The organism is Streptomyces sp. NBC_00631, assembly GCF_045206895.1.
Taxonomy (GTDB): domain Bacteria; phylum Actinomycetota; class Actinomycetes; order Streptomycetales; family Streptomycetaceae; genus Streptomyces.
This window is the reverse complement of record NZ_CP107734.1, coordinates 1734358-1756816: the sequence shown is the minus strand read 5'-3', so window position 1 is coordinate 1756816 and position 22459 is coordinate 1734358. Positions and strand designations below refer to the sequence as shown.

At 71.7% G+C, this 22459-nt stretch carries 21 protein-coding genes; 10 read left to right on the top strand and 11 right to left on the bottom strand.

The window, feature by feature from the left end; translation table 11 throughout:
• Window position 1: 1 nt before the first annotated feature.
• The 3 genes from OHB00_RS08200 to OHB00_RS08190 all read right to left on the bottom strand — a co-directional run bounded on the left by OHB00_RS08200 (window position 2) and on the right by OHB00_RS08190 (window position 2007).
• A complete protein-coding gene (locus OHB00_RS08200; protein ID WP_406432754.1) occupies window positions 2-658 on the bottom strand; it encodes a zf-HC2 domain-containing protein in 657 nt (218 codons plus the stop codon).
• A gap of 149 nt (window positions 659-807) precedes the next feature.
• Window positions 808-1314: a hypothetical protein gene (locus tag OHB00_RS08195; protein ID WP_406432752.1), complete on the bottom strand. Its 507-nt coding sequence runs from the start codon at window positions 1312-1314 to the stop codon at window positions 808-810.
• Between the two features lie 144 nt (window positions 1315-1458).
• Window positions 1459-2007: a sigma-70 family RNA polymerase sigma factor gene (locus OHB00_RS08190; RefSeq protein WP_406432750.1), complete on the bottom strand. Its 549-nt coding sequence runs from the start codon at window positions 2005-2007 to the stop codon at window positions 1459-1461.
• 221 nt (window positions 2008-2228) lie between these two features.
• Between OHB00_RS08190 and OHB00_RS08185 the strand changes: the two genes are divergently transcribed.
• Window positions 2229-3377, top strand: coding sequence for a CapA family protein (locus OHB00_RS08185; protein ID WP_406432748.1), 1149 nt, complete (start codon window positions 2229-2231; stop codon window positions 3375-3377).
• A gap of 19 nt (window positions 3378-3396) precedes the next feature.
• Here OHB00_RS08185 and OHB00_RS08180 read toward each other — a convergent pair whose 3' ends face one another.
• Window positions 3397-3870 (bottom strand): MarR family winged helix-turn-helix transcriptional regulator, encoded by a 474-nt coding sequence (locus OHB00_RS08180; protein WP_406432746.1) that lies wholly within the window; start codon window positions 3868-3870, stop codon window positions 3397-3399.
• A gap of 73 nt (window positions 3871-3943) precedes the next feature.
• Here OHB00_RS08180 and OHB00_RS08175 point away from each other — a divergent pair, with 73 nt between their 5' ends.
• Window positions 3944-4759 (top strand): alpha/beta fold hydrolase, encoded by an 816-nt coding sequence (locus OHB00_RS08175; RefSeq protein WP_406432744.1) that lies wholly within the window; start codon window positions 3944-3946, stop codon window positions 4757-4759.
• Here the strand turns inward: OHB00_RS08175 and OHB00_RS08170 are convergent.
• On the bottom strand, window positions 4756-6168 hold the full coding sequence (locus OHB00_RS08170; protein ID WP_406432742.1) for an amino acid permease: 1413 nt from the start codon (window positions 6166-6168) through the stop codon (window positions 4756-4758). The genes OHB00_RS08175 and OHB00_RS08170 overlap by 4 nt on opposite strands.
• A 60-nt stretch (window positions 6169-6228) precedes the next feature.
• Window positions 6229-7179, bottom strand: coding sequence for a LysR family transcriptional regulator (locus OHB00_RS08165; RefSeq protein WP_406432740.1), 951 nt, complete (start codon window positions 7177-7179; stop codon window positions 6229-6231).
• 102 nt (window positions 7180-7281) lie between these two features.
• On the opposite strand from OHB00_RS08165, the gene OHB00_RS08160 reads away from it, so the two are divergent.
• Window positions 7282-8532: an MFS transporter gene (locus tag OHB00_RS08160; protein ID WP_406432738.1), complete on the top strand. Its 1251-nt coding sequence runs from the start codon at window positions 7282-7284 to the stop codon at window positions 8530-8532.
• On the opposite strand, the gene OHB00_RS08155 is transcribed toward OHB00_RS08160, so the two are convergent.
• The gene (locus tag OHB00_RS08155) at window positions 8468-8923 is read right to left on the bottom strand and encodes a universal stress protein (RefSeq protein WP_406432736.1); all 456 of its coding nucleotides are present in this window, start codon (window positions 8921-8923) and stop codon (window positions 8468-8470) included. The two genes, OHB00_RS08160 and OHB00_RS08155, sit on opposite strands and share 65 nt — an antisense overlap.
• Window positions 8924-9171: 248 nt before the next feature.
• Between OHB00_RS08155 and lysX the strand changes: the two genes are divergently transcribed.
• Entirely contained in the window at window positions 9172-12444 is a 3273-nt protein-coding gene (gene lysX, locus OHB00_RS08150) for a bifunctional lysylphosphatidylglycerol synthetase/lysine--tRNA ligase LysX (RefSeq protein WP_406432734.1), read from the top strand.
• Between the two features lie 116 nt (window positions 12445-12560).
• On the top strand, window positions 12561-13394 hold the full coding sequence (locus OHB00_RS08145; RefSeq protein WP_406432732.1) for a polysaccharide deacetylase family protein: 834 nt from the start codon (window positions 12561-12563) through the stop codon (window positions 13392-13394).
• Between the two features lie 28 nt (window positions 13395-13422).
• Here OHB00_RS08145 and OHB00_RS08140 read toward each other — a convergent pair whose 3' ends face one another.
• The gene (locus OHB00_RS08140) at window positions 13423-14097 is read right to left on the bottom strand and encodes a class F sortase (RefSeq protein WP_406432730.1); all 675 of its coding nucleotides are present in this window, start codon (window positions 14095-14097) and stop codon (window positions 13423-13425) included.
• Between the two features lie 335 nt (window positions 14098-14432).
• Here OHB00_RS08140 and OHB00_RS08135 point away from each other — a divergent pair, with 335 nt between their 5' ends.
• Window positions 14433-15353 (top strand): hypothetical protein, encoded by a 921-nt coding sequence (locus OHB00_RS08135; RefSeq protein WP_406432728.1) that lies wholly within the window; start codon window positions 14433-14435, stop codon window positions 15351-15353.
• A gap of 65 nt (window positions 15354-15418) precedes the next feature.
• On the opposite strand, the gene OHB00_RS08130 is transcribed toward OHB00_RS08135, so the two are convergent.
• From OHB00_RS08130 to OHB00_RS08120, 3 genes are all read right to left on the bottom strand, one after another.
• Complete coding sequence (locus OHB00_RS08130; protein ID WP_406432726.1) at window positions 15419-16231, bottom strand: hypothetical protein; 813 nt, start codon at window positions 16229-16231, stop codon at window positions 15419-15421.
• A 195-nt stretch (window positions 16232-16426) separates the two neighbouring features.
• On the bottom strand, window positions 16427-17191 hold the full coding sequence (locus OHB00_RS08125; protein WP_406432724.1) for a DUF4239 domain-containing protein: 765 nt from the start codon (window positions 17189-17191) through the stop codon (window positions 16427-16429).
• 31 nt (window positions 17192-17222) lie between these two features.
• Window positions 17223-17351 (bottom strand): hypothetical protein, encoded by a 129-nt coding sequence (locus OHB00_RS08120; RefSeq protein ID WP_293996114.1) that lies wholly within the window; start codon window positions 17349-17351, stop codon window positions 17223-17225.
• A gap of 4 nt (window positions 17352-17355) precedes the next feature.
• On the opposite strand from OHB00_RS08120, the gene OHB00_RS08115 reads away from it, so the two are divergent.
• The 4 genes from OHB00_RS08115 (at window position 17356) to OHB00_RS08100 (ending at window position 22334) form a co-directional block, all read left to right on the top strand.
• Complete coding sequence (locus OHB00_RS08115) at window positions 17356-17679, top strand: hypothetical protein (protein ID WP_406432722.1); 324 nt, start codon at window positions 17356-17358, stop codon at window positions 17677-17679.
• Window positions 17680-18090: 411 nt separating this feature from the next.
• Window positions 18091-19059, top strand: coding sequence for an SCO0930 family lipoprotein (locus OHB00_RS08110; RefSeq protein WP_406432720.1), 969 nt, complete (start codon window positions 18091-18093; stop codon window positions 19057-19059).
• 321 nt (window positions 19060-19380) lie between these two features.
• Entirely contained in the window at window positions 19381-20193 is an 813-nt protein-coding gene (locus tag OHB00_RS08105) for an SAM-dependent methyltransferase (protein ID WP_406432718.1), read from the top strand.
• Window positions 20190-22334 (top strand): putative bifunctional diguanylate cyclase/phosphodiesterase, encoded by a 2145-nt coding sequence (locus OHB00_RS08100; RefSeq protein ID WP_406432716.1) that lies wholly within the window; start codon window positions 20190-20192, stop codon window positions 22332-22334. Before OHB00_RS08105 ends, OHB00_RS08100 begins: the two co-directional genes overlap by 4 nt.
• Window positions 22335-22459 lie beyond the last annotated feature (125 nt).

Genomic DNA, 22459 nt, shown 5'->3' with positions numbered 1-22459 from the left:
CTCACTTGGGGTCCAGGGCGACCAGGAGCTGTCCGTCGGCGTTGCGCACCTCGTAGCGGTCGATCTCGTCCGGGTGCATCGAGGAGCCGCCCGTCATGGTGCTCACCCGGTCGTCGTGGTCCCGCTCCGCCCAGGTGGTCACGATCTGCTCGGAGCCGTCGTCGCCGACCGCGACCAGACGGCAGGAGCGCGGCCCGTCCGGGTCCTTCACCTGCAGCTCGATGGTGCTGCCCGAGTCCGTGTCCTCGGACTTCACCTGCGCCCAGATGCCGGACTGCGCGTCGGTGGCCGCGGTGACCTGCACGGACGGGGGGGCGTCGTGACCGGCGTAGGCCGCGATGCCGGGGCCGGCGACGGCGAACACCACCGACGCGGCCAGGCCGTACAGCAGTTTGCGGCGCTTGGCCCGGTGCCGGGTCGCCACCTCGGCGAGCAGCCGGTCCAGCAGCCGGGGGCCGGGCTGGGCCATGGGGTGCACGAAGCGCGGCGTGGCCCGGCGGTACAGCATCAGCTGCCGTGCCGCGGGGCCGAACTCGGTCACGTGTGCCGTGCAGCTGGGGCACTCCATGAGATGGTCCTCGAAGCGGAAGGCCTCCGCCTCGTCCAGCACGCCGAGCGCGTACGCGCCGACGTCGCGATGCCTTTCCAGGGACCTCATGCCGAATCCTCGTGCCGATGGGTGCGGGTGGGGGTTACTCGTTGTTCCTTGCTCCCACCCGTACGCAGTCGGCAGCCGTTTCACTCAAGCCACGTACAGAATCGTAATCAACGGATTCGGAGCGGCCGGGCCCGCGGATTGGTCCTGAATCAAAAAAGATGGATGGCGAGATGCCCGAGGGGCAGACCGAGCCGCCAGGCGGGGGTCCACACCTTGGGCCCGTCGTCCTCGCCGAACACCGACCCGCCGCCCGGCACCGCGTCCAGGTCGGGCGCGAGCAGCTCGGTCTCCTCCAGCCAGCGCCAGGCCGCCGCGGCCAGATCCAGGTCCGGTGACGGCCCGCCCGACTCGGCGACCAGCCCCGCCATACGCTCCCGCACCCAGGCCTGCCACGGCTGGTCGTACGCCGTGAGCGAAAGCCAGGTCTCCAACTGGGACACGACCCGGATGCCCGACAGTTCGCCGTCCGTGTCGGAGAGGAAGATGGTCAGCGCCAGCGCGTCACGGCCGGCCCGGAACTCGAAGGACGTCGGTGGCATGAGATCGCCGGTGCGCAGCAACTCGTCGGCGATGTACTCGGCGTACAACCAGGCCATCGGGACCGCCAGTTCCCCGCTTCCGGCCCCGTCCGTGCTCTCTTGACCTCTGTGCAGCATCCCGTCCTGCCTTCCTCCGGTGCGCGCGTGGCCCCGACCCCGGGTCCGTCCCTCTCCCGGTGCGGAACACGGATGAAGACAGCAGATTGCTCGAACACGGTCCTCAGCAAGGCGCTTTACCGAGGTTTGACCTGGCTTACGGTTTCATCGCAGGTCGGGTGCATAACCGGGCAGAACCCGGCGCAGGGCGCGCAGCGCGTAGTACGCGCGCGACTTCACGGTACCGGGTGGAATCCCGAGGGTCTCGGCGGCTTCCGCCACACTCGCCCCTTGGAAATACACCAGCACCAGGACTTCACGGTGTTCCGGAGTGAGAGTCTTCACAGCCTCCCTGACGTCGAGCGTCGCGGCCGCGCGTTCGGCGTGGTCACCGATCGCCCGGGCGTTCTCCAGTACGGCGTCGTGCACCTCGGCGGGGCGCGCCTGCCGGGCCCGGCGCGCGTCGATGGCGAGCCGCCGGCCGACGGTCAGCAGCCAGGGCAGCACGGAGTCGAAGGCGTCGGCGCGCAGCGCCTCGGGGTGCTGCCAGGCGCGTACGAGGGTCTCCTGGACGAGGTCCTCGGCCCGCTGCCGGTCCCCGTCGCTGAGTCGCAGCAGCAGCGCGAAGAGCGGTCGGCCGTGCTCGCGCTGGAGCGCGACGAGCTCGTGCTCGGCGGTCGTCGTCCCGTGGGGAAGGGTGGTTCCGGCCGTCATGGCCGTATGGCATCGCAGGGTCCGGCCCGGGGACAGGGGGCGCACAGGGATGTGCGGCGGACGGTCGATCGTGTCGGTGAACGGTGCGACGAACGGTCCGTCACACCGCGTACCCGACCCGGATGGGTCAATCGGGGCGCCTGAGTTGTTTGCGGTCGCCTCCACCTTCGTACCCATTGATCTGTAAATCGGACAAGGCTTGCGACTCTGGGGTGCTCCTGATGATCAATCGCAGACGCCAGGCGGCCCTGGCCCTGACCGCCCTGCTCGCCGCCGCGGCCGCCTGTCAGAACCACGTGCGGGAGGAGCGCGCCGCCCCGCCCCCGCACCCGGCGCCCGCGGTGCCCGCGACCGGCTTCACCCTCGTCGCCTCCGGCGACGTCATGCCGCAGAAGTCCGCGACCGACCACGCGAACTTCGACGCGGGCGGCAACGGCTACGACTTCCGCCCGATGCTGGCCGGCGTCGCACCCGTCGTCGCCGGAGCCGATCTGGCGCTCTGTCACCTGGCGACCGTCACCGGCACGGACGGCGGCCACGCCGGCCTCACCTCCCCGCCTCAGCTCGCCGACGCCCTCGCCGCCACCGGGTACGACGGCTGCTCCACCGCCTCCGACCGGGCCCTCGACGACGGCGCCGCGGGTATCCAGCGCACCCTCGCCGCCCTGGACCGGGCGGGCCTCAGGCACTCCGGCACCGCCCGCACCGACACCGAGGCCGGCACCCTCACCCTGATGAACGCGGGCCGCGCCAGAGTCGCCCAGCTCTCCTACACCTACGACGTCAACGGCAACTCCCTGCCGCCCGGCCAGCCCTGGGCGGTCGGCCTCCTCGACGAGAACCGCATCCTCGCCGACGCCCGCGCCGCCCGGCAGGCCGGCGCCGACGTGGTCGTCGTCTCCGTGCACTGGGGCACCGAAGGGGCCGACGCCCCCGACCAGCAGCAGCTCACCCTCGCCAGGAACCTCACCGCCGCGCGCACCGGCGGCCGCCCCGACATCGACCTGCTCCTCGGCACCCATGCCCACATCCCGCAGGCGTACGAGAAGGTCAACGGCACCTGGGTGGTCTACGGCCTCGGCGACCAGCTGGCCGGCGAGATGTACAACCGCCAGGGGCACCAGGACCCGCGCGGCAACGAGTCCACCCTGGCCCGGTTCACCTTCAGTCCGCCCACCCGGCCGGGCGGCCGCTGGGAGGTCGCCAAGGCCGAGTTCATCCCCCAGCTGTACGACCTCGACGCCGGCCGGGTCGTCGACCTCAACGCGGCCATCGCCCAGGGCGCCGACTTCGCCACCGCCCGGGACGCCATCCGCGACGTCGTGCTCAGCCGCGGGGCGGCCAAGGACGGCCTGATCATGGGGGAGTAGCGGTGGTGAGCGGTGCCGGTCACTCCACGTCGACGTGGTCGAAGGCCGCCAGCAGCTGCTTGAGAACCCGTACGCACGCCGTGATCTCGGCGCCGGTCAGATCGCCGCCGACCTGCCGGTTCAGGGCGTGCTCGCGGGCGAGGACCGCGGTGATGGTCGCCCGGCCCTCGTCCGTGAGCCGGATCAGGGAGGAGCGCTGGTGTGCCGGGTTGGGGGTGACCTCGGCCCAGCCCCGCGCCACCGCGTCGTTCACCATGCGCTGCACGAACTGCCGGCTCAGCGCCATGATCCGGCCCATCTGAGGCACCGTCATGGGCTCGTACCGGCGCAACAGGTCCAGCACCGAGCGCACCCCGACCGAGGCTCCCTCGATCTGCTCGCCCTGTTCGATCTTGCGGAAGGCGCGCCGGTAGAGCGGGCCGATCAGATCGAACACCTCGGTGATGCGCTCGCCCAGCTCGTCCGGGGCGAGGGGTTCGTCGATGTCGTTCACCCGGCCATCATGCACCTCCGGCGAGATGACAACCCAGTTGTCAAAAATCGGCGAAGATGACACCTTGGTTGTCATGACTCGTGCTGCGGACGTCCGCTTCCTCCCCTCCTCCGACGGCGACCTGGCCTACCTCGACACCGGCTCCGGCGACCCGGTGGTCCTGCTCCACGCCGGGTACGTCGACCACCGCTTCTGGTACCCGCAGGTCCCGGCGCTCGCAGCCGAGTACCGGGTGATCGCCCCGGACGTCCGCGGCCACGGTTGCTCCGACAACGCGAGCAGGCCGTTCCGCTGGGCCGACGACCTCGCGGAGCTGCTGCGCCACCTCGACGCCGGGCCCGCCGTTCTCGTCGGCGTCTCCATGGGCGGGGTCATCGCCACCGACACCGTGCTGGAACACCCCGAGCTGGTCCGCGCGGTGGTCACCTGCGGGGCGGTGACGGGCGACTTCCGGTACACGGACCCCTGGCACACGGAGCTCCAGGCCGAGTACGCCCGCACCCTGGGCGCCGGTGACGTCGAAGGCTGGCTCGACGCCTTCCTGAAGGTCGTAGCGGGCGAGCACCGTACCCTCGACGCCGTCGACCCGGAGATCCCGCGCCGGCTGCGGGAGATGGCCCGGCACTCCATCTCCAAGCACACGCCCGACGAGCCCGACCGGCTGGTGCGAGTGACCGACTCCTGGCCCCGGCTGCCGAAGATCGACGTCCCGGTGCTCACGGTCAACGGCGGCCTGGAGCCCGCCGATCTGCTCGCCGCCGCCGACCGCCTGGCCCGCGAGGTCCCGAACGGCCGCGCCGAGATCGTCGCGGACACGGGCCACTACCCCAGCCTGGAACGGCCCGAGGAGTTCAACGCCCTCCTGCTCGGCTTCCTCGGTGGGCTCTAACGCCCCGCCAGCCGCGAGTTCTTGTACGAGTAGCCGAAGTAGATCACGCACCCGATCACGAACCAGACCGCGAACCGCACCCAGGTCTCCCACTTCAGGAACGTGATCAGCCAGATCGAGAAGACGACACCCAGCGCCGGCAGGAACGGCATCCACGGCGTACGGAAGGTGCGCGGCAGCTCCGGCTGCCGGTAGCGCAGCACGATCACCGCCGTGCACACCACCACGAACGCCAGCAGGATGCCGATGTTGGTGAGTTCGGCCGCCTCGCCGATCGGCACGAACCCCGCGAGAAGCGCCGAGGCCACCCCGACGATCCAGGTCACCCGGGTCGGCACGTGCCGCGTCGGGTGCGTCTTCGCGAACCAGCCGGGCAGCAGCCCGTCCCTGGACATGGAGAACCAGACGCGGGTCACGCCCAGCATGAACGTGAACATGACGGTCAGGATGCCGATGATCGCGCCCACCGCGATCACGTCCGCGAGACCGCTCAGCCCCACCGACTTGAACGCCGTCGAGAACCCGCTCTCCGGGTCGATGTCCTTGTAGTTCTGCATGCCCGTCAGGACCAGGCAGGCCGCCACGTACAGCACCATCGAGATCGCCAGCGAGTAGATGATCGCCTTCGGCATGTGCCGCTGCGCGTCCTTCGACTCCTCGGCCGCCGTCGACATCGCGTCGTACCCGAAGACCGCGAAGAACACCGTGGCCGCGCCTGTGAACGCGCCGCTGATGCCGAACGGGAAGAACGGGTGGTAGTTCGCCGAGTCGACGTGGAACACACCGACGCCGATCACCACCAGAACCACCAGCACCTTGAGCACCACCACGAAGGTCTCGAAGCGGGCCGCGCTGCGGATGCCGAGGTTGAGCAGATAGGCGATCAGCAGACAGAGGATCGCGGCGAACAGGTCGACGCGGTGACCGGCCCCGGTACCGGGGGCGCCGAGCATCCAGTGCGGCAGGTTCGCGCCCATCTCCTCGACCAGGAAGCCGAAGTAACCGGAGATGCCGATCGCGACCACCGCCACGATCGCCGTGTACTCCAGCAGCAGGTCCCAGCCGATGAACCAGCCCGCGAACTCGCCGAGCACCGCATAACCGTACGTGTACGCCGACCCCGCCTTCGGGATCAGCCCGGCGAACTCGGCGTACGACAGCGCGGCGCAGGCGCTCGCCACACCGGCGATGAGGAAGGACACCAGTACGGCGGGCCCCGCCGTCTCGTTGGCGACCGTGCCGGCGAGGGTGAAGATGCCCGCGCCGATGATGCCGCCCACGCCGATCGCGGTCAGCTGCACCAGCCCGAGCGATCTGTCGAGCCGCGGGCCCTCGGTGACCTCCGTCTCCTCGATGTGTTCGATGGGTTTGCGCCGGAGAATGCCTTCACCCATGCGGAGCTTGGCCATGTGCCTCACCTCTTCGCCGATCGCGAACGGCTGACGGCCGATCATGATGGCCCAGGGGCGTCAAGGACGGAAGACGCCACGCACGGTCTCGGCCCAGTCCGGCGTCCAGGTACGGGCGGCGGTGTGCGGCGGGCGGGCGCCGCTGAGATGGGTGCGCAGGGCGGGGAGCGCCGGGTGCGGGTTGGCGGCCGCCCAGAGCAGGGAGTGCGGGTAGAGGGGGGTCGGGCCGAGCAGCGGGATCCGGCGCAGATCGTGGCCGTCCGGCCAGACCAGCCGGGTCCGCTCGCTGACCAGGGTCGCGAGAGTGCCGGAGCCCGCGAGCGCCTCCTGCAGCGCCCCGGAGAAGTTGGGGCCGGAGGAGTCGATGGTGAGCCCGAACTCGGCGGCGAGACAGGCGTAGTACGCGGCCCACTCGGTGCCCTCCACGATCCCCGGCATCCAGATCCGGTGCCCGGCAAGCTCCGCGGGCGCGACCGAGCCCCGGCCGGCCAGGGCGTGCCCCGGGCCGGTGAGCAACTGGACCGGCTCGTCGTACACCCGGGCGGCCTCGACGCCCCGGGGCAGCGGCCGGCCGGGCATGGCGACCGCCCGGAAGGAGGCGTCGATCGCGCCGGAGCGCAGCGCGGTCAGCGCCGAGTCCACGTCGAAGAGGGTGACGACGTCCAGGGCGAGATCCGGGTGCGCCTCATGGAAGCCCCGCAGCAGCGCCGCCGGGGCCAGCCGGGCGCCGACCACGTCGACCCGCAGGGGGCGCCGGCCCCGCCGTACGGAGGCGGCCGCCCGCTCCTCGGCCAGCAGCAGCTCGCGGGCGTACGGCAGGAAGGCCCGGCCGTCGACGGTCGGCTCGGCTCCCCGGGCGGTCCGGGTGAACAGGCGCACCCCCAGCTCCTTCTCCAGCGCCGCGATCCGCTTGGACACGGCCTGCTGGGTGACCGCCAGCACGGCCGCGGCCTCCTGGAACTGCCCGGAGTCGGCCACGGTGACGAAGGTGCGCACGGCGGTGAGATCCACCGCCACACCGTACAACCAGTGGTTGTGGCAGGATGCCCGGAGGTTGTTTGATTCGGCGGTCACCTGCACGTTTTCATGTCCCGGGGCAACGGGAGGTTGTGCATGGGGCGGCGGTTCGGGTGGCTGTGGGCCGCGTACTCGGTGAGTGCGCTCGGCACCTATCTCGCCTTCGACGCGTTCTCGGTGATCGCCGTCATCGCGCTGCACGCCGGGTCCGCCGAGGTGGCGCTGCTCGCCGCGACCGGGCCCGCCGTGGGCGCGGTCGCGGCGGTGCCGCTCGGACCCTGGGTGGAGTTCCGGCGCAAGCGGCCGGTGATGATGGCCATGGACCTGGTCCGGTTCGCCGCACTGCTCACCATCCCGGCCGCCTACGCCCTCGGCGCCCTCGGCCTCGGCCAGCTGCTGCTCGTCTCGGTGATCGTCGCGGCCGCCGACATCACCTTCAACGCGGCCTCCGGCGCCTTCCTGAAGGCCCTCGTGCCGGCCGACCGGCTGCTCACCGCGAACGCCCGGTTCGAGTCCACCAACTGGACCGCGCTGGTCCTCGGCCCGCCCCTCGGCGGCGCGGCGATCGGCCTGTTCGGCCCGGTGACGACCGTCGCGGCGAACGCGGTCAGCTTCCTGCTGTCGGCGCTCGGCATCCGGGCCGTCGGCGGCGGTGAACCCCGCCCCGCATCCCGGGACGTGCCGCGGCTGCGCGCCGCCGACCTGCTCGACGGCTGGCGGCACATCCTCGGCAGCCCCACCCTGCGGCCCCTCTTCTTCAACAGCCTCGCGGGCAACGCCCTGATCATGGTCGCCGCCCCACCGCTGGCCGTACTCATGCTCGGCCCGCTCGGCTTCACCCCCTGGCAGTACGGCCTCGCCTTCGCGGTGCCCTGCCTCGGCGGCCTCCTCGGCGCCCGGATCGCCCGGCCGCTCGTCGCCCGGTACGGGCAGTGGCGGGTGCTGCGCACCGCGAGCGTCCTGCGCGCCGTGTGGCCCGTCGGGCTGGCCTTCGTCGGGCCCGGGCTGCCCGGACTGCTGCTGGTGATGGTCCTGGAGTTCGGCGTGATCACCTGCTCCGGCGTCTACAGCCCGGTGTACGCCACCCGCCGCCTGGAGCACACCCCGGACGACCGGGTAGCGCGCACCCTGTCCGCCTGGTCGATCACCGGCAAGGCCACCACGGCCGTCATGACCGCCCTGTGGGGCCTGCTGGCGAGCCTCACCGACCCGCGCACCGCGATCGCCCTCGCCGGGGTACTGCTCCTGGCGACCCCCCTGGTGCTCCTGCGGGAGAAGACCGCTACGGCACGACCGTCACCGGCCACCGTCCCGCCTTCACCAGACGGATCGCGACCGAGCCGATGAAGCGGTGGCCGGCCTGCTCGGAGGCGCCCACCACGACCGCGTCGGCCTTCAGCTCGTCGGCCGCCTTCACCAGCCCGTTGTAGGCGTCCCCGCGGAAGGTGTGGAACTCCCAGCGCACCTCGAATATCCCCTTGAGTCGCTCGGTCGCGTCCCGGATCTGCGCGACCAGGTCCTCCGCGATCTCGTCGGTGGTCTCCGCCACCGGCGCCCCGAGCGCCGCCCCGGCCGCCAGCACCGGCTGGACGTACACGACGGCCAGCAGCGCGTGCTGCCGCCGGGCCAGACCGGCGGCGTAGGAGGCCGCGCGCCATGAGGAGTCCGAGCCGTCCATACCGACCACGATGACCTTGGGACCGTCCGTGCCCCGCTCGAACTGGTGTTGTTCAGCCACGTTCCGAGGCTATCGGAATCCGCAGGTCCGGTCAGTGCCCGGGGCCTCCCGCCGGTCGACCGTGCGCCGTACGGGTGCGGGCCGTGGGTGGTTGCTCGCGCAGTTCCCCGCCCCTGAAGGGCGCCAGGTGCACGCCCCTGAAAGGGGCGCGGGGAACTGCGCGACCGGCCCCCACCGGCCCGCAGCCGCTTGTCGGGCCCAGGCCGCTCGACGGGCGGGCCGGGCGGGCTCTTCCTACAGTCGGAAACATGAGTGCCGCCGTGCAGCCCGCCACGGGCAGAGAGCCGGCGGGGCCGATACGCCCGCCTCGCGGCGGGCGGCTGACCTGGGTGCCGGAGGCCTTCGGGACGTTCTTCGGCGCCCTCGCCCTGCTGTGCGCCCTGCTCTCCTTCATCGCGCCGCTGCGCGTACTGCTCCTCCCGGTCGTGCACTTCCTCAACGCCGTCGTGGTCCCCGTCAGCCCCAACCTGGCCTACGCCGTCTTCCTGTTCCTGCTCGGCGGCGCCACCGCCGCCCGCAAGAAGGTCGCCTGGTGGCTGGTGGTGATCTACCTCGGCCTGCTGGTCCTGGCCGACATCCTGACCGTCGCCTTCGGCTTCGACTGGTACTCGTTCAGCTCACTGGTGGTCTGCGGACTCGCCCTGGCCCTGCTGATCGTGGCCCGCCGGGAGTTCTACGCCGCCTCCCGGAGAGCCGCCGTACGCCGCGCCCTCGCCGTCCTGCTGGTCGGCCTGCTCGTGGCGATCCTGGCCGGCTGGGGCCTGGTCTCCCTCTTCCCCGGCTCGCTCCCGCACGGCCAGCACCTGGCCTGGGCGGCCGACCGGGTCTGCGGCGGACTCGTCTCCGTCCACACCTACGCCGGCCGGCCACCCCGCTTCGTCTCCTTCCTCCTCGGCCTCTTCGGCGCCCTGGCCCTGCTCAACGCCGCCGCCACCCTGTTCCGTTCGCAGCGCCTGGAAGCGGCCCTGCACGGCGACGAGGAGGCCCGCATCCGCGCCCTCCTCAAGGCCTACGGCGACCGGGACTCCCTCGGCTACTTCGCCACCCGACGCGACAAGGCCGTGGCCTTCTCGCCCAGCGGCAAGGCCGCCGTCACCTACCGGGTCGAGGCCGGTGTCTGCCTGGCCAGCGGCGACCCGGTCGGCGACCCGGAGGCCTGGCCGCACGCCATCGGCGCCTGGCTGGACGTGGCCCGCCGGCACGCCTGGGCGCCCGCCGTGATGGGCGCCTCCGAGGACGGCGCCAGAACCTACGCCCGCGCCGGTCTCGGCGCCCTGCAACTCGGCGACGAGGCGATCCTGCACGTCGCCGACTTCGACCTGGGCGGCCGCGAGATGCGCGTCACCCGGCAGGCCGTCAACCGGGTCCGGCGCACCGGCGCCAGCTGCCGGATCCGGCGCCACGCCACCCTCACGGAGACGGAGATGGAGGAGGTCGTCGACCGGGCCGACGCCTGGCGCGACACCGAGACCGAACGCGGCTTCTCCATGGCCCTGGACCGGCTCGGCGACCCCGCCGACGGTGACTGCCTGCTCGTGGAGGCCATGGCCGAGGACGGCCGGCTGCTCGCCCTGCTCTCCTTCGTGCCCTGGGGCGGCGACGGCATCTCCCTCGACCTGATGCGCCGGGACCGCGCCGCCCCCAACGGGGTCATGGAGTTCATGGTCGCCGACCTGTGTGCGGCCGCCCCGAAACTGGGCGTGCGCCGGATCTCCATGAACTTCGCCGTCTTCCGCTCGGTCTTCGAGGAGGGCGCCCGCATCGGCGCCGGGCCGGTGCTGCGGCTGTGGCGCCGGCTGCTGCTGTTCTTCTCCCGCTGGTGGCAGTTGGAGGCCCTGTACCGCTCCAACGCCAAGTACCGCCCCGAGTGGTACCCGCGCTTCCTCTGCTACGGCGACGCCGGCTCCCTCGCCCGGATCGGCCTTGCCTCGGGAATCGCCGAGGGCTTCGTCTCCGTACCGTCCCTGCGCAAACTCTGGGGAAAAGGGCACCCGCAGACCGGACCGCGGCCCCTCGGGGCGCCGCCGTCCGCGCCGGTGCCCGGTCTCGACGGAGGGGCCGGAACCGGGGCCGGCGCACCGGAGGCCGGCCTGCCGGACCAGTTCCGGGTCCGGCGCCGCAAGCTGGACCGGCTGCGGGCGGCGGGCGCCGACCCCTACCCGGTGGCGACCGTAGGGCCCACCCGGGCCCTCGCCGACGTGCGCGAGGGCGAGAAGGCCACCGTCGCCGGGCGGATCATGCTGGTCCGCGACTTCGGCGGCATCGTCTTCGTGACGCTGCGCGACTGGTCGGGCGACCGCCAACTCGCCCTCACCCGCGACCGGTCAGGACCCGCCCTCGACCGGTTCACCGCCGACACCGACATCGGCGACCAGATCACCGCCACCGGCCGCATGGGCGTCAGCGACCGGGGCGAACCGACCCTCTTCGTCAGTGACTGGCAGCTCACCGCCAAGTGCCTGCGCCCGCTGCCCGACAAGCACCGCGGCCTCACCGACCCCGAGGCCAGGGTCCGCCGCCGCTACCTCGACCTCGCCACCAGCCCCGCCGCCCGCGCGGTGCTCCGCGCCCGCTCCGCCGCCGTACAGGCGCTGCGCCAGGGCCTCCTGGACCGCGGCTACCTGGAGGTCGAGACCCCGATCCTCCAGCAGATCCACGGCGGCGCCAACGCCCGCCCCTTCACCACCCACAGCAACGCCTACGACCTCGGCCTCCACCTGCGCATCGCCCCCGAGCTGTACCTCAAGCGGCTCTGCGTCGGCGGTCTGGAGAAGGTCTTCGAACTCGGCCGGACCTTCCGCAACGAGGGCGTCTCCCCCAAGCACAATCCCGAGTTCACCATGCTGGAGGCCTACCAGGCGTACGCCGACTACGACGTGATGCTGGACCTCGCCCGTGAGCTGATCCAGGGCGCCGCGACCGCCGCCCTCGGCGCACCGGTGGCCCGCAGGGACGGACGCGAGTACGACATCTCCGGCACCTGGCCGGTCAGGACCGTGTACGGGGCGATCTCCGCGGTGCTGGGGGAGGAGATCGGCCCCGGCACCGAACTGCTGCGGCTGCACCGGCACTGCGACCGGACCGGGGTGCCGTACACCGCCGACGACGGGCCCGGTGACGTCGTCCTGGAGATGTACGAGCGGCTGGTGGAGGAGCGGACCCAGCTGCCCACCTTCTACAAGGACTTCCCCACCGACGTCTCGCCGCTGGCCCGGCAGCACCGTACGGACCCCAGGCTGGCCGAGCGCTGGGACCTGGTCGCCTTCGGGACCGAACTCGGCACCGCCTACTCCGAACTGACCGACCCCCTGGAACAGCGCCGCCGGCTCACCGCCCAGTCGGTGCTCGCCGCCGGCGGCGACCCCGAGGCGATGGAGCTCGACGAGGACTTCCTCGACGCCCTCGAATACGCGATGCCGCCCACCGGCGGGCTCGGCCTCGGCGTCGACCGGCTGGTCATGTTCCTCACCGGCCTGACCATTCGCGAGACGCTGCCCTTCCCACTGGTCCGCCGCCGCTGATGTTTTTTGGTCTTTTCTTACCGAAACCTCCCCTTGCTGGTCCGTGCGGGTGTTTTCCCACCGCCGCACCGGTGTTGATGTGCTGCGGCGGAGCTTCGCCGGGCGACTGATGAGTCATGCAGAAGGATCAGTTGTTCACCCGACGCCGGCTGCTGCTCGCCGGTGGCGCCGCTCTGGGAGCCGCCGGCACCGCGGGCATCGTGCTGGCGAGCAGCGCCGAGGAAGCGGCCGACGGGGTCGTCCCGGCCGCGGGGGCGCAGGCCCGCCCGGCGCTCAGGTCGTCCGCCTTCCGGCTCCAGCCGCTCACCGGATACGGCCCGCCGCCCACCGCGCCGCGCAAGCTCAAGGTCCGCAAGGAGCCCATCACGGAGATCTCCCGCAGCGGCAGGCGCATGATGCTCACCTTCGACGACGGCCCCAACCCGAACTACACCCCGCACATCCTGGACACCCTCGCCAAGTACGACGTGCGGGCGATGTTCTTCCTGTGCGGGGAGTGCATCGTCGTGAACCGGGAGCTGGTCGCGCGGATGGCCGACGAGGGCCATGTGGTGGGCAACCACACCTGGACGCATCCCCTGCTGACCACCCTGAACCGCCGCGAGATCCGCGACGAGATGACGAGCACCAGCGACGCCATCGAGGACACCTACGGCGAACGCCCGCAGTGGTTCCGCGCCCCCTACGGCGCCTGGAACCGTGCGGCCTTCCAACTCGGCGCCGAGATGGGCATGGAGCCGATGGCCTGGACCGTGGACAGCACCGACTGGACCGAACCGGGCACCCGCACCATCGTCGAGACGATCGAGAACGGCGCCGCCCCCGGTGTCGTGGTCCTCTCCCACGACGCCGGGGGCGACCGCTCGCAGAGCGTCCAGGCCCTGCGCGAGTATCTGCCCTACCTGCTGGACAACGGCTACCACCTGACCGTGCCGCGCCGCCGCATGTGAACGGGCCGGCGCCCGCCCGGTGGTGGCCTCAGCGGGCCTCGACCAGGCGGGCGAAGACCACGACGTTCCCGTCGTAGCCGTTCTGCTTCGAGAAACCGCCGCCACAGGTGATGACCCGCAACTCCGGGGTGCCCTTGGAACCGTAGACCCGGTCGCCCGGGAATCCCGCCTTCGCGAAAACCTCGATTCCGTAGATCTCGAAGACGGCCGTGCGGCCGTCCTGGCGGTCGACCTCGATCCGGTTTCCCTTCTTCAGGGAACCGAGACCGTAGAAGACCGCAGGCCCCTTCGTGTTGTCGACATGGCCCACGACGACGGAGGTGCCCTTCTCCCCGGGCGAGACGCCGCCGGTGAACCAGCCCGCGAGATTCGGGTCGTCCGGCGGCGGCGCCGCGATCCAGCCGTCCGTGTCCAGACCCACCGGCATCACCGGGGCGTCGACCCGGATCGCCGGGATCCGGATCCGGTCCGCCGCGGCGAACGGCAGCGGGGCGGGTGCTGTGGCGAAGGTGCCCGGGACCGTGGTACGGCTGTCCGGGGCGGCGGCCGAGGCCGGCTGTGGCGGACCGACGTCGAACTCGCCCGAACCGTTCCGAATGAGCGCCAGACCGGTCAGCAGGACGAGCGCTATCACGCCCCAGGGGGCACGCTTCCGCCGCCGCTCCTCCTCTTCTGCCACCTCGGAAAGTTCGGACGCAGACATTCGCCATCCCCTCTCGACGCGGCCGCCTTCATGTCCGTATCGCGCATGGGAAAAAACTAAGTCCCCCGCGCGCGTGCGGCGACGGGGCGACGGGCGAACGGGTGGCCCGCGGGTATTCCGGTGCGCCATCCGAGTTGCCGTTCTCAGGAATTTTCTGACGGTCCGTGACCTGCGGCAATATCCGATTGTGCGCTCTTCGTTCGGCGTGTCCCCTCACCAGGACGGACCATTCTCGACATGCGGGCGTGTTCAGGGCGTCTGAGGGTCTAGTCGGGAGGTGCTTTCTCGCCGATCCACCGGGGACCGTTCCCGGGGCGCCTTCCGCGGAGGAAGAGATGCGAAACTCACGTGCGCTGGCGGCCGCGTGCACAGTGGTCGCCGTTCTCGGAGCCGCCGCCCCCACGGCCGTCGCGGACGGCATGGGAAACGGCGGCGGCCCGGCCAACACTCAAGCCCCGGTCGTCGGGGGGGTGGGCGTCGCCCCCGGCACCGGGGTCGCCCCGGCCACCGGCGTCGCTCCCGGTGTCGGCGGGGTGGGAGTGGCCCCCGGGGTCGCGGTCCCCGGAGTAGTGGTCCCCGGTTTCGGGGTGGGCGGATTCGGTGGTGACGGGCGTTTCAACAACGGCTTCGGCGAGAGGGGCGGCGAGGGCAGGGGCGGCGAGGGCAGGGGCGGCGAGGGCAGGGGCGGCGAGGGCAGGGGCGGCGAAGGCCGGGGCGGCGAAGGCCGGGGCGGACGCGGCGGTGAAGGGTTCGACGAGGGTTTCGGCGGCCGGGGTGACGAGGCGCGCAACATCTCCGTCGCGCCCCGCGCGGTCCGGAGAGGCGAGCAGCTCACCGTCACCGTCAACGGCTGCCACCGAGGCGACATGAGGTCCGCCGCCTTCGGGACGGCGCCGCTGTCCCCGTTCGGCGGGGACATGGCGCGCGGTGTCGCCACCATCCGCCGGAGCGCCCACCCGGGACCGTACGACCTCACCGTCAGCTGCGACGGCCGGTTCCTGACCCGGCAGTCCGCCTTCACCGTGCTCGACGAGGGTCCCGCGCTCGGCGGATCGGAACACGCCGCCGACTCCGACGGATGGGAGAACGACCCCGGGGCCGACGGGTGGCCCGGTGGGGTGCGGGCCGGGCTGGGCGGCAGCATCTCCAGCGGGGCCACGCCGACCGACATGGCGATCGGCGGCGGCCTGGTGGGCGCGGCCGTGCTCGCCGGCTGCGGGTTCTGGCTGCGCCGCCGGCACGAGAGGCGGATCTGACCGAGCGGCCCTGTGCCCCCGTCCCCCGGCGGACAGGGGCACAGATCCGCCCGGCAGCGCGGGGTTCAGGCGTCGTCCTCGCCGGCGTGCCTGCGTGAGCGCCGGTACGCCGTACCGACCGAGCCCACCACGAGCGCCGCGCCGAGGCCGATCTCCTGGAGGTCGAACCCGCCGAGGCTGCCGCCCTCCCCGGCCTGGACACCGTGTCCGGGCGGAAGCGGCTGCGGATTGAGCGGGTCGAGCTGCTCGCCACTGTCCGAACGACCGTTTGTACGCCCGCCGGTGCCGCCGTCGACGCGACTGTCCGTGCCGCCGTCGGTGCGACTGTCCGTGCCGCCGTCGGTGCGTCCGTCGCCGTGCTCGTCGGTGGCGCTGTCGGTGCGGCCGTCCGTATGTCCGTCCGTGCGCCCGCCGGTCCGGCCGTCGGCGTGCCCGTCTCCGGCTGGTGCGGCGTGTTCGTCGGTGCGGCCGTCCGTGTGGCCGTCACTGTGTCCGGCCGCCGACACGGCGCTCGCGATGGCCAGTTCGGTCGACGCGCTGGACCCGTCGCAGTTGAACGTCACCCGGTACGACGCCTGCGACTTCGCGTCCGGGTCGACAGTGGCCGTCACCGAGTCCCGCTCCGACGGGATGCGGACCGTGTCGAACGCACCCGAAGTGACCGTCGCGGCGCCCCGGCAGCCGCCGTCGCGGTCCAGGTGCAGACTCACCCGGCCGCCCGCCGTCACGGTGGTGGGCGTGACCCTGAAGCCGAAGGGCGTGCCCTTCCGGCCCCCGCCGCCCCTGTCGCCGCTGTCGCTCGCGAGGATGACCGGAGCGGAGAGGGCGAGAGCGCCGACACCCAGCAGTGCGGCCGAAGTGACGCGTATCGCGCGCATGGTGGTTCCTCCGGTCCCGAGGAGCAGCAGGCGGACCCGTTCCGCCGGTGCCGGGAATGCACCTCGATGATCGGAACGCTAGAAACCTCCGCACATGCGCGCGAACGCAGTAGCGCGAACGGGGGAGATGCGTGGGCCGTCCGGGGGACACCGGCGGCGTGGCGCGGTGCGGAGCCGTGTCCCCCGGGGCGCCCCCTACCCCTTGAGGTGCGGGAAGAGGTTCAGGAACGGTTGCGCCGTCGCCGTGATGCCCCGGCTGTACGGTTCGTCGAAGTCCCAGATCAGGAACAGCATGAAGGTGATGGTCGCGGAGAACAGGCCGGCCAGGATCAGCTCGCGCCGGGTGCGCCTGATCTGCAGCGCGAAGACCATGCCGATGGTGATCGCGGCGCCGGTCAGCAGTCCGAACCACACCACGTTCGGCATGGTCGCCCCGGTCGAGTCGGCCCGTGCGCTGCGCGCCTGGTCGAGAGCGGCCACCTGGTCCACCAGCGGCTGGTAGGCCTGCGCCTGGAAGTCGGTCTTCGGCTGGTAGTCGGTGACGTCCTGACGGATCTGCGCGAGCAGCTCCGCGCCGTGCTGGGAGAGCCGGCCGTGGTCGGCCATCTCCTTCCATTCCTTGTCGACGACCTGCGTGACGTAGGCGTCGACGTCCGCCCGGATCCGGTCACGTGTGTCGGGCGGGTACACCCGCACCCGTTCATAGATCTCGTGCAGTGCCTGCGCCTCCGCCTGCACGTGGTCCTGGGCGGCGCTGCGGGCCTCCCACACGCCGGCCACCGCCAGACCGAGGACGATGGCGTAGATGACGCCGATCCACATGGTCATGTACTCGATGACGTCCGGCGTCTCGGAGGGATCCTCGTCCTCCGCCGCCCTCTTGTCGCGAGCGAGGGTGATGATGACGACCACGCCAACGGCCGCGAGCATCGCGAGGACGAGAACAAGCCAATCCGGCAACGGAAGCCTCCAGGAATCAGTGGGCCGGCCGTCAGCGCGCGCGGAACGCGGCGACGGCGATGATCGCGGGTACGGCGATGAGCAGGACGTAGGTGACCGGGGAGGTACGGTTCGGGGCCGTCGCGCCGGTCGACTGGACGCGGTACGGCGGGTAGGTCACCGGGGTGGGTTTCGGGGTCGGGGTGGGAGTGGGCGACGGGGTGGGGGTCGGCTTCGGCCTGGGCCGGGGAGCCGGTGGCGGGGTGGGGGGCGGTGTGGGCTTCCGGACCGGCCGGGGCGGCGGCGGTGGGGCCGGGCGCGGCGCGGGCGGGGTGGTGCGCGGTGGTGCGGGCGTCGGGGTGGGTCTGGGTTTGGGGGTGGGCTTCGGGGGCGGGGTGGGCGTCGGAGTGGGCGTGGGCGTCGGGGTGGGCGTGGGGCAGGGCGGCGGGGTCGGGGCCGGACATGGCGGGGGAGTGGGCCAGGAGCCGCCGGCGACGGCCACCGCGTGAATGCCGTCGGGGCCCGTCGAGGCGGAGGCGCAGGCGTCGGCCGACGCCGTGCCGACCGGGCAGCCCACCAGGGTCCACGTCAGCGTCAGCAGGGCCAACACCCTTGGGACGGGCGCGAGTCTGGTCGCTTCGGGTGCATGCACGACGGAGATCATGGAGCGTCGGGCGCCGTCGCACGCCGGAGTACCGGATGATTGATCCGAACGGGGGACATGCGACGTAAACCGGTTTGAATCACACCGCCTCGCGCATGGCTCGAACCGTACGTCCGTGCGGGGCGCGGTCCTCGGCCACAGTGTCCGGAAAGAAATTTGTGCGCCCGTTGAACACTTCGGCCCCCGGCATCCGTACCTGGTGTCGTGCGGCGGCGCAGAGGCGCTGCAATAACCAGGCGATTATGGGGAGTTGACGATGAAGACCTCGTGGAGGAGTGCCTCGCTGGTGGCCACGGCCGCGGGGGTGATGGTGTTCGCGACGGCGTGCGGTCAGGGCAACACGACCACTCCGTCCTCGGCGGCCCAGAACGTCGGTGCCACGGCGCCTGCCGGCATCGGCAGCATCACCAACCCCTCCGCCTCCACCGGCGCCGGCAACGGCTACGGTGCCGACGGCAACCAGGCCTCCAGCTCCCCGGCCGTGGTCGCGCCCGCCGGCAAGCTGAGCGTTGCCAGCAACCCGGATCTGGGCAAGGTGCTGACCGACGGCAGCGGTCTCACCCTCTACCGTTTCGATGCCGACACCGCCAATCCCCCCAAGTCGAACTGCGACGGCGACTGCGCCACCACCTGGCCGCCGGTGCCCGCCGACGACGCCTCGGCCGGTGCCGGCATCGACAAGTCGCTGCTCGGTGAGGTCACCCGCTCCGACGGCACCAAGCAGCTGACCGTCGCCGGCTGGCCGGTGTACCGGTACGCCAAGGACGTCAACGCCGGTGACGTCAACGGCCAGGGCGTGGGCGGCAAGTGGTTCGCGGCCGCCCCCGACGGCAAGAAGGCCACCCTGGCCGACCTGCCCGGCCTGTCCGTCCGCAAGGACGCCAAGCTCGGTGACATCGTCGTCGACAAGAACGGCATGACGGTCTACCGCTTCATCAAGGACAAGGCGTGGCCCAAGTCCGTCTCGAACTGCACCGGTGACTGCCTCGCGAAGTGGCCGGCCGTCGCCGAGGTCGCCTCCAGCGACACCAAGGGAGTCGTGAAGAAGGGCCTGATGGGCTTCACCCGGCCCGACAACGGCGAGAAGCAGCAGACGGTCGACTGCTGGCCGATCTACACCTTCTCCGGTGACAGCAAGGCCGGGGACACCAACGGGCAGGGCGTCGGCGGCACCTGGTACGCCGTCTCGCCCGAAGGAAAGCTGGTCGGCGCGCCGAGCAACTAGGGATCACCTCCCCAGGGTTGATCGCCCCGCCCATGTCCACATTCGCACATCGCGGAAGGGAGGGCAGAGGCCAGCGAGAGTCCCGGACGACGACACAACGGCGCACGACCGCCCGCCCCCTCCACACCGCACGGAGGGGGCGGGCTCCTTGGCGTCCTGGGGGCCTTTTGGCGCCCTCGCCGCAATCCGCCCCGAACCGCACACCGAATCCCCAGGCAGTGACCAGGAACGGATGGTCAATTTCCGGTTCGGCTACCCCTGTTCGCAGGCGATCAGTAGCCTCAGCTCGAACACCGGATCGCCTCAGCCTTGGAGAGATACATGGAGCGTCCCGCCTGGGCCCCACGGAGCATCGACATCTCGGTGCCGAGCGTTTCGCGTATCTACGACTACTACCTGGGCGGTTCGCACAATTTCGAGGTCGACCGGGAAGCGGCCCGCAAGGCGATGACGCACCTGCCCGGCCTGCCGAAGATCATGCAGGCCAACCGCGCCTTCATGCGCCGCGCCGTCCGCTACGCCGTGGGCACCGGCATCGACCAGTTCCTGGACATCGGTTCCGGCATCCCCACCTTCGGCAACGTCCACGAGGTCGCGCAGGCGGCGCACCCCGGCGCCCGTGTGGTGTACGTGGACCACGACCCGGTGGCCGTGGCGCACAGCAACGCGGTCCTGGAGGGCAACGAGCACGCGGGCGTGGTCGCCGCCGACCTCCGCAAGCCCCAGGAGATCCTGTCGAGCCCTCAGGTGGAGCGTCTCATCGACCTGAATCAGCCAGTCGCCTTGCTTCTCGTTGCCATACTGCACTTCGTGGAAGACGCGGACGACCCGTACGGGGCAGTGGCACAGCTGCGCGACGCACTCGCGCCCGGCAGTCTGCTTGTTCTCACGCATGCCTCGTACGAGGGAATCCCGTTGCCGGCCGAGCGGGCCGAGGGCGCGGTGGACGTATACAAGGACATTCGCAACCCGCTGATCATGCGCTCGCGCGACGAGGTCGCGCGGTTCTTCGAGGGGTACGACATGGTGGAACCCGGACTGGTGCCGATGCCGCACTGGCGGCCGGAGTCGGCGCCGGAGGACGAGGATCCGTATGCCTTCGCCGGATTCGCCGGCGTGGGGATCGCCGCGTGACCGCGGAGCCGGGCGGCCCGGAGGACAGACTGCGCAGGTTCGCGACGATCTGGAGCCGGGCGGTGTTCCCGGTCACCTCGACGTCCCTGACCCGCCCGGAGTTCGAGGAACAACTGCTGCCGCTGGCCCGTCGGCTGAGCGAGATCCTGCTGGCGCACGGCTTCGACGCCGACGAGGCCCGGCAGGTCGGCGCCGCGCTGATCGACGCGCACTGCACCGACCCCGAGGCGCTGACCCGCTCCCTCGACTGCGTCGACGCGTACCTGGTCCTGTACTGCGGTGAGGACGGCCCCCAGGAGGAGCTGCGGATGCGCTCCTCGCGGATCCAGCACGCGATGGCCGCCGGGTTCGCCCAGGCCCTGCGCGAGCGCACGCTGGCCGAGCAGGAGGCCATCGCCCAGGCCGCGTTGCGCGCCCAGGGTGTGGTCGCCCAGGCGCTGCACGCCAGCGAGGCCCGTTTCCGCGCCGTCTTCGAGGGCGCGGCGATAGGGGTCGGCATCGCCGACCTCGAAGGCAACGTCCTCCAGGTCAACGGCGCGCTGTTGCGCATGTTCGGCGGCTCCGAGCAGACCCTGCGCGGCCGCAACGTCATGGAGTGGACGCACCCCGAGGACGCGCCGCAGACCTGGCGGCTCTACGAGGAGCTGGTGCGCGGCGAACGCGAGCACTACCACGTCGAGAAGGCGTTCAACCGCTCGGACGGAACAGTCCTGTGGACCAACCTGACCGTCTCCCTGCTCCGGGACGCGGACGGCGAACCGCAGTACCAGCTGGCCCTCATGGAGGACACCACCGAGCGCCGTCTGCTCAACCTCCGGCTGCGCTACGAGGCCACCCACGACGCGCTCACCGGTCTGCCCAACCGGACGCTGTTCTTCGAGCGGCTGGAGAAGGCCCTGTCGGCCGGCGAGGGCCAGCGCTTCGGCCTGTGCTATCTCGACCTGGACGGCTTCAAGACCATCAACGACAGCCTCGGCCACTCGGCCGGCGACCGGCTCCTCGTGGAGGTCGCCGACCGGCTGCAGTCCTGCGCGACCGCGCCCCGGGAGATGGTCGCCCGGCTCGGCGGCGACGAGTTCGTGGCGCTGACCACCGGACCGGCCACCCAGCGCGAGGTCGACGACCTGGCCGACCGCATCATGAACGCCCTGGTCACCCCGATCAGCATCGACGGCCGCGAACTCATGGTCCGCGGCTCCATCGGCATCGTCGAGGGTCCGGCGGGCGAGCGCACCCCGGCCGAGGTGCTGCGCAGCGCCGACATCACGATGTACCGGGCCAAGTCGGCGGGCGGCAACCGTTTCGAACTGGCCGACCCGGAGGCGGACGCCCGCGCGATCACCCGCCACGGCCTGACCACGGCGCTGCCCGCCGCCCTGGACCGGGGCGAGTTCTTCATCGAGTACCAGCCGCTGGTCCACCTCGGCGACGGCACGGTGCGCGGCGCCGAGGCCCTGGTCCGCTGGCTGCACCCGCAGCACGGCGTCCTGGGCCCCGACCGGTTCATCCCGCTCGCCGAACACACCGGTCTCATCGTGCCGTTGGGCCGCTGGGTCCTGGAGGAGTCGATCCGCCAGGCCCGCGAATGGCGGGAACGCTACGGTGAGAACGACAGCACGGGCCCCCTGCGGATCAACGTGAACCTCTCCCCGTGCCAGCTCAGCCACCCCGGCCTGGTCCAGGACACGGTGGACATCCTGGAGCGGACCGGAGTGGCCCCCGACGCCCTCTGCCTGGAGGTCACCGAGTCCGCGCTCATCGGCGCCGACGACGACCTCCTCAAACCGCTGCGGCGCCTCGCCGAGATGGGTGTGGACATCGCTCTGGACGACTTCGGCACCGGTTACTCGAACCTCGCCAACCTCCGCCGTCTCCCGGTGAGCATCCTCAAACTGGACCGCTCCTTCACCCAGAGCATGCAGCAGTTCCCGGCGGACCCGGTCGACCTCAAGATCGTGGAGGGCATCGTCACCCTGGCCCACAGCCTGGACCTCGCGGTCACGGTGGAGGGCGTGGAGACCGGCGCCCAGGCCGAACAACTCCGCATACTCGGCTGCGACACCGCCCAGGGCTGGTACTACGCCCGCCCGGGCCCACCGGAGCGCCTGCACGACCTGGTGCTGGTGGACGCGACGGGCTGACCCGCCATCGGCATGGACCGGTGGGTGCGGCGCGGGCTGCGGGCGGTTGCTCGCGCAGTTCCCCGCGCCCCTTTCGGGGCGCGCACCTGGCGCCCCTTTGGGGGCGCGGGGAACTGCGCGACCAG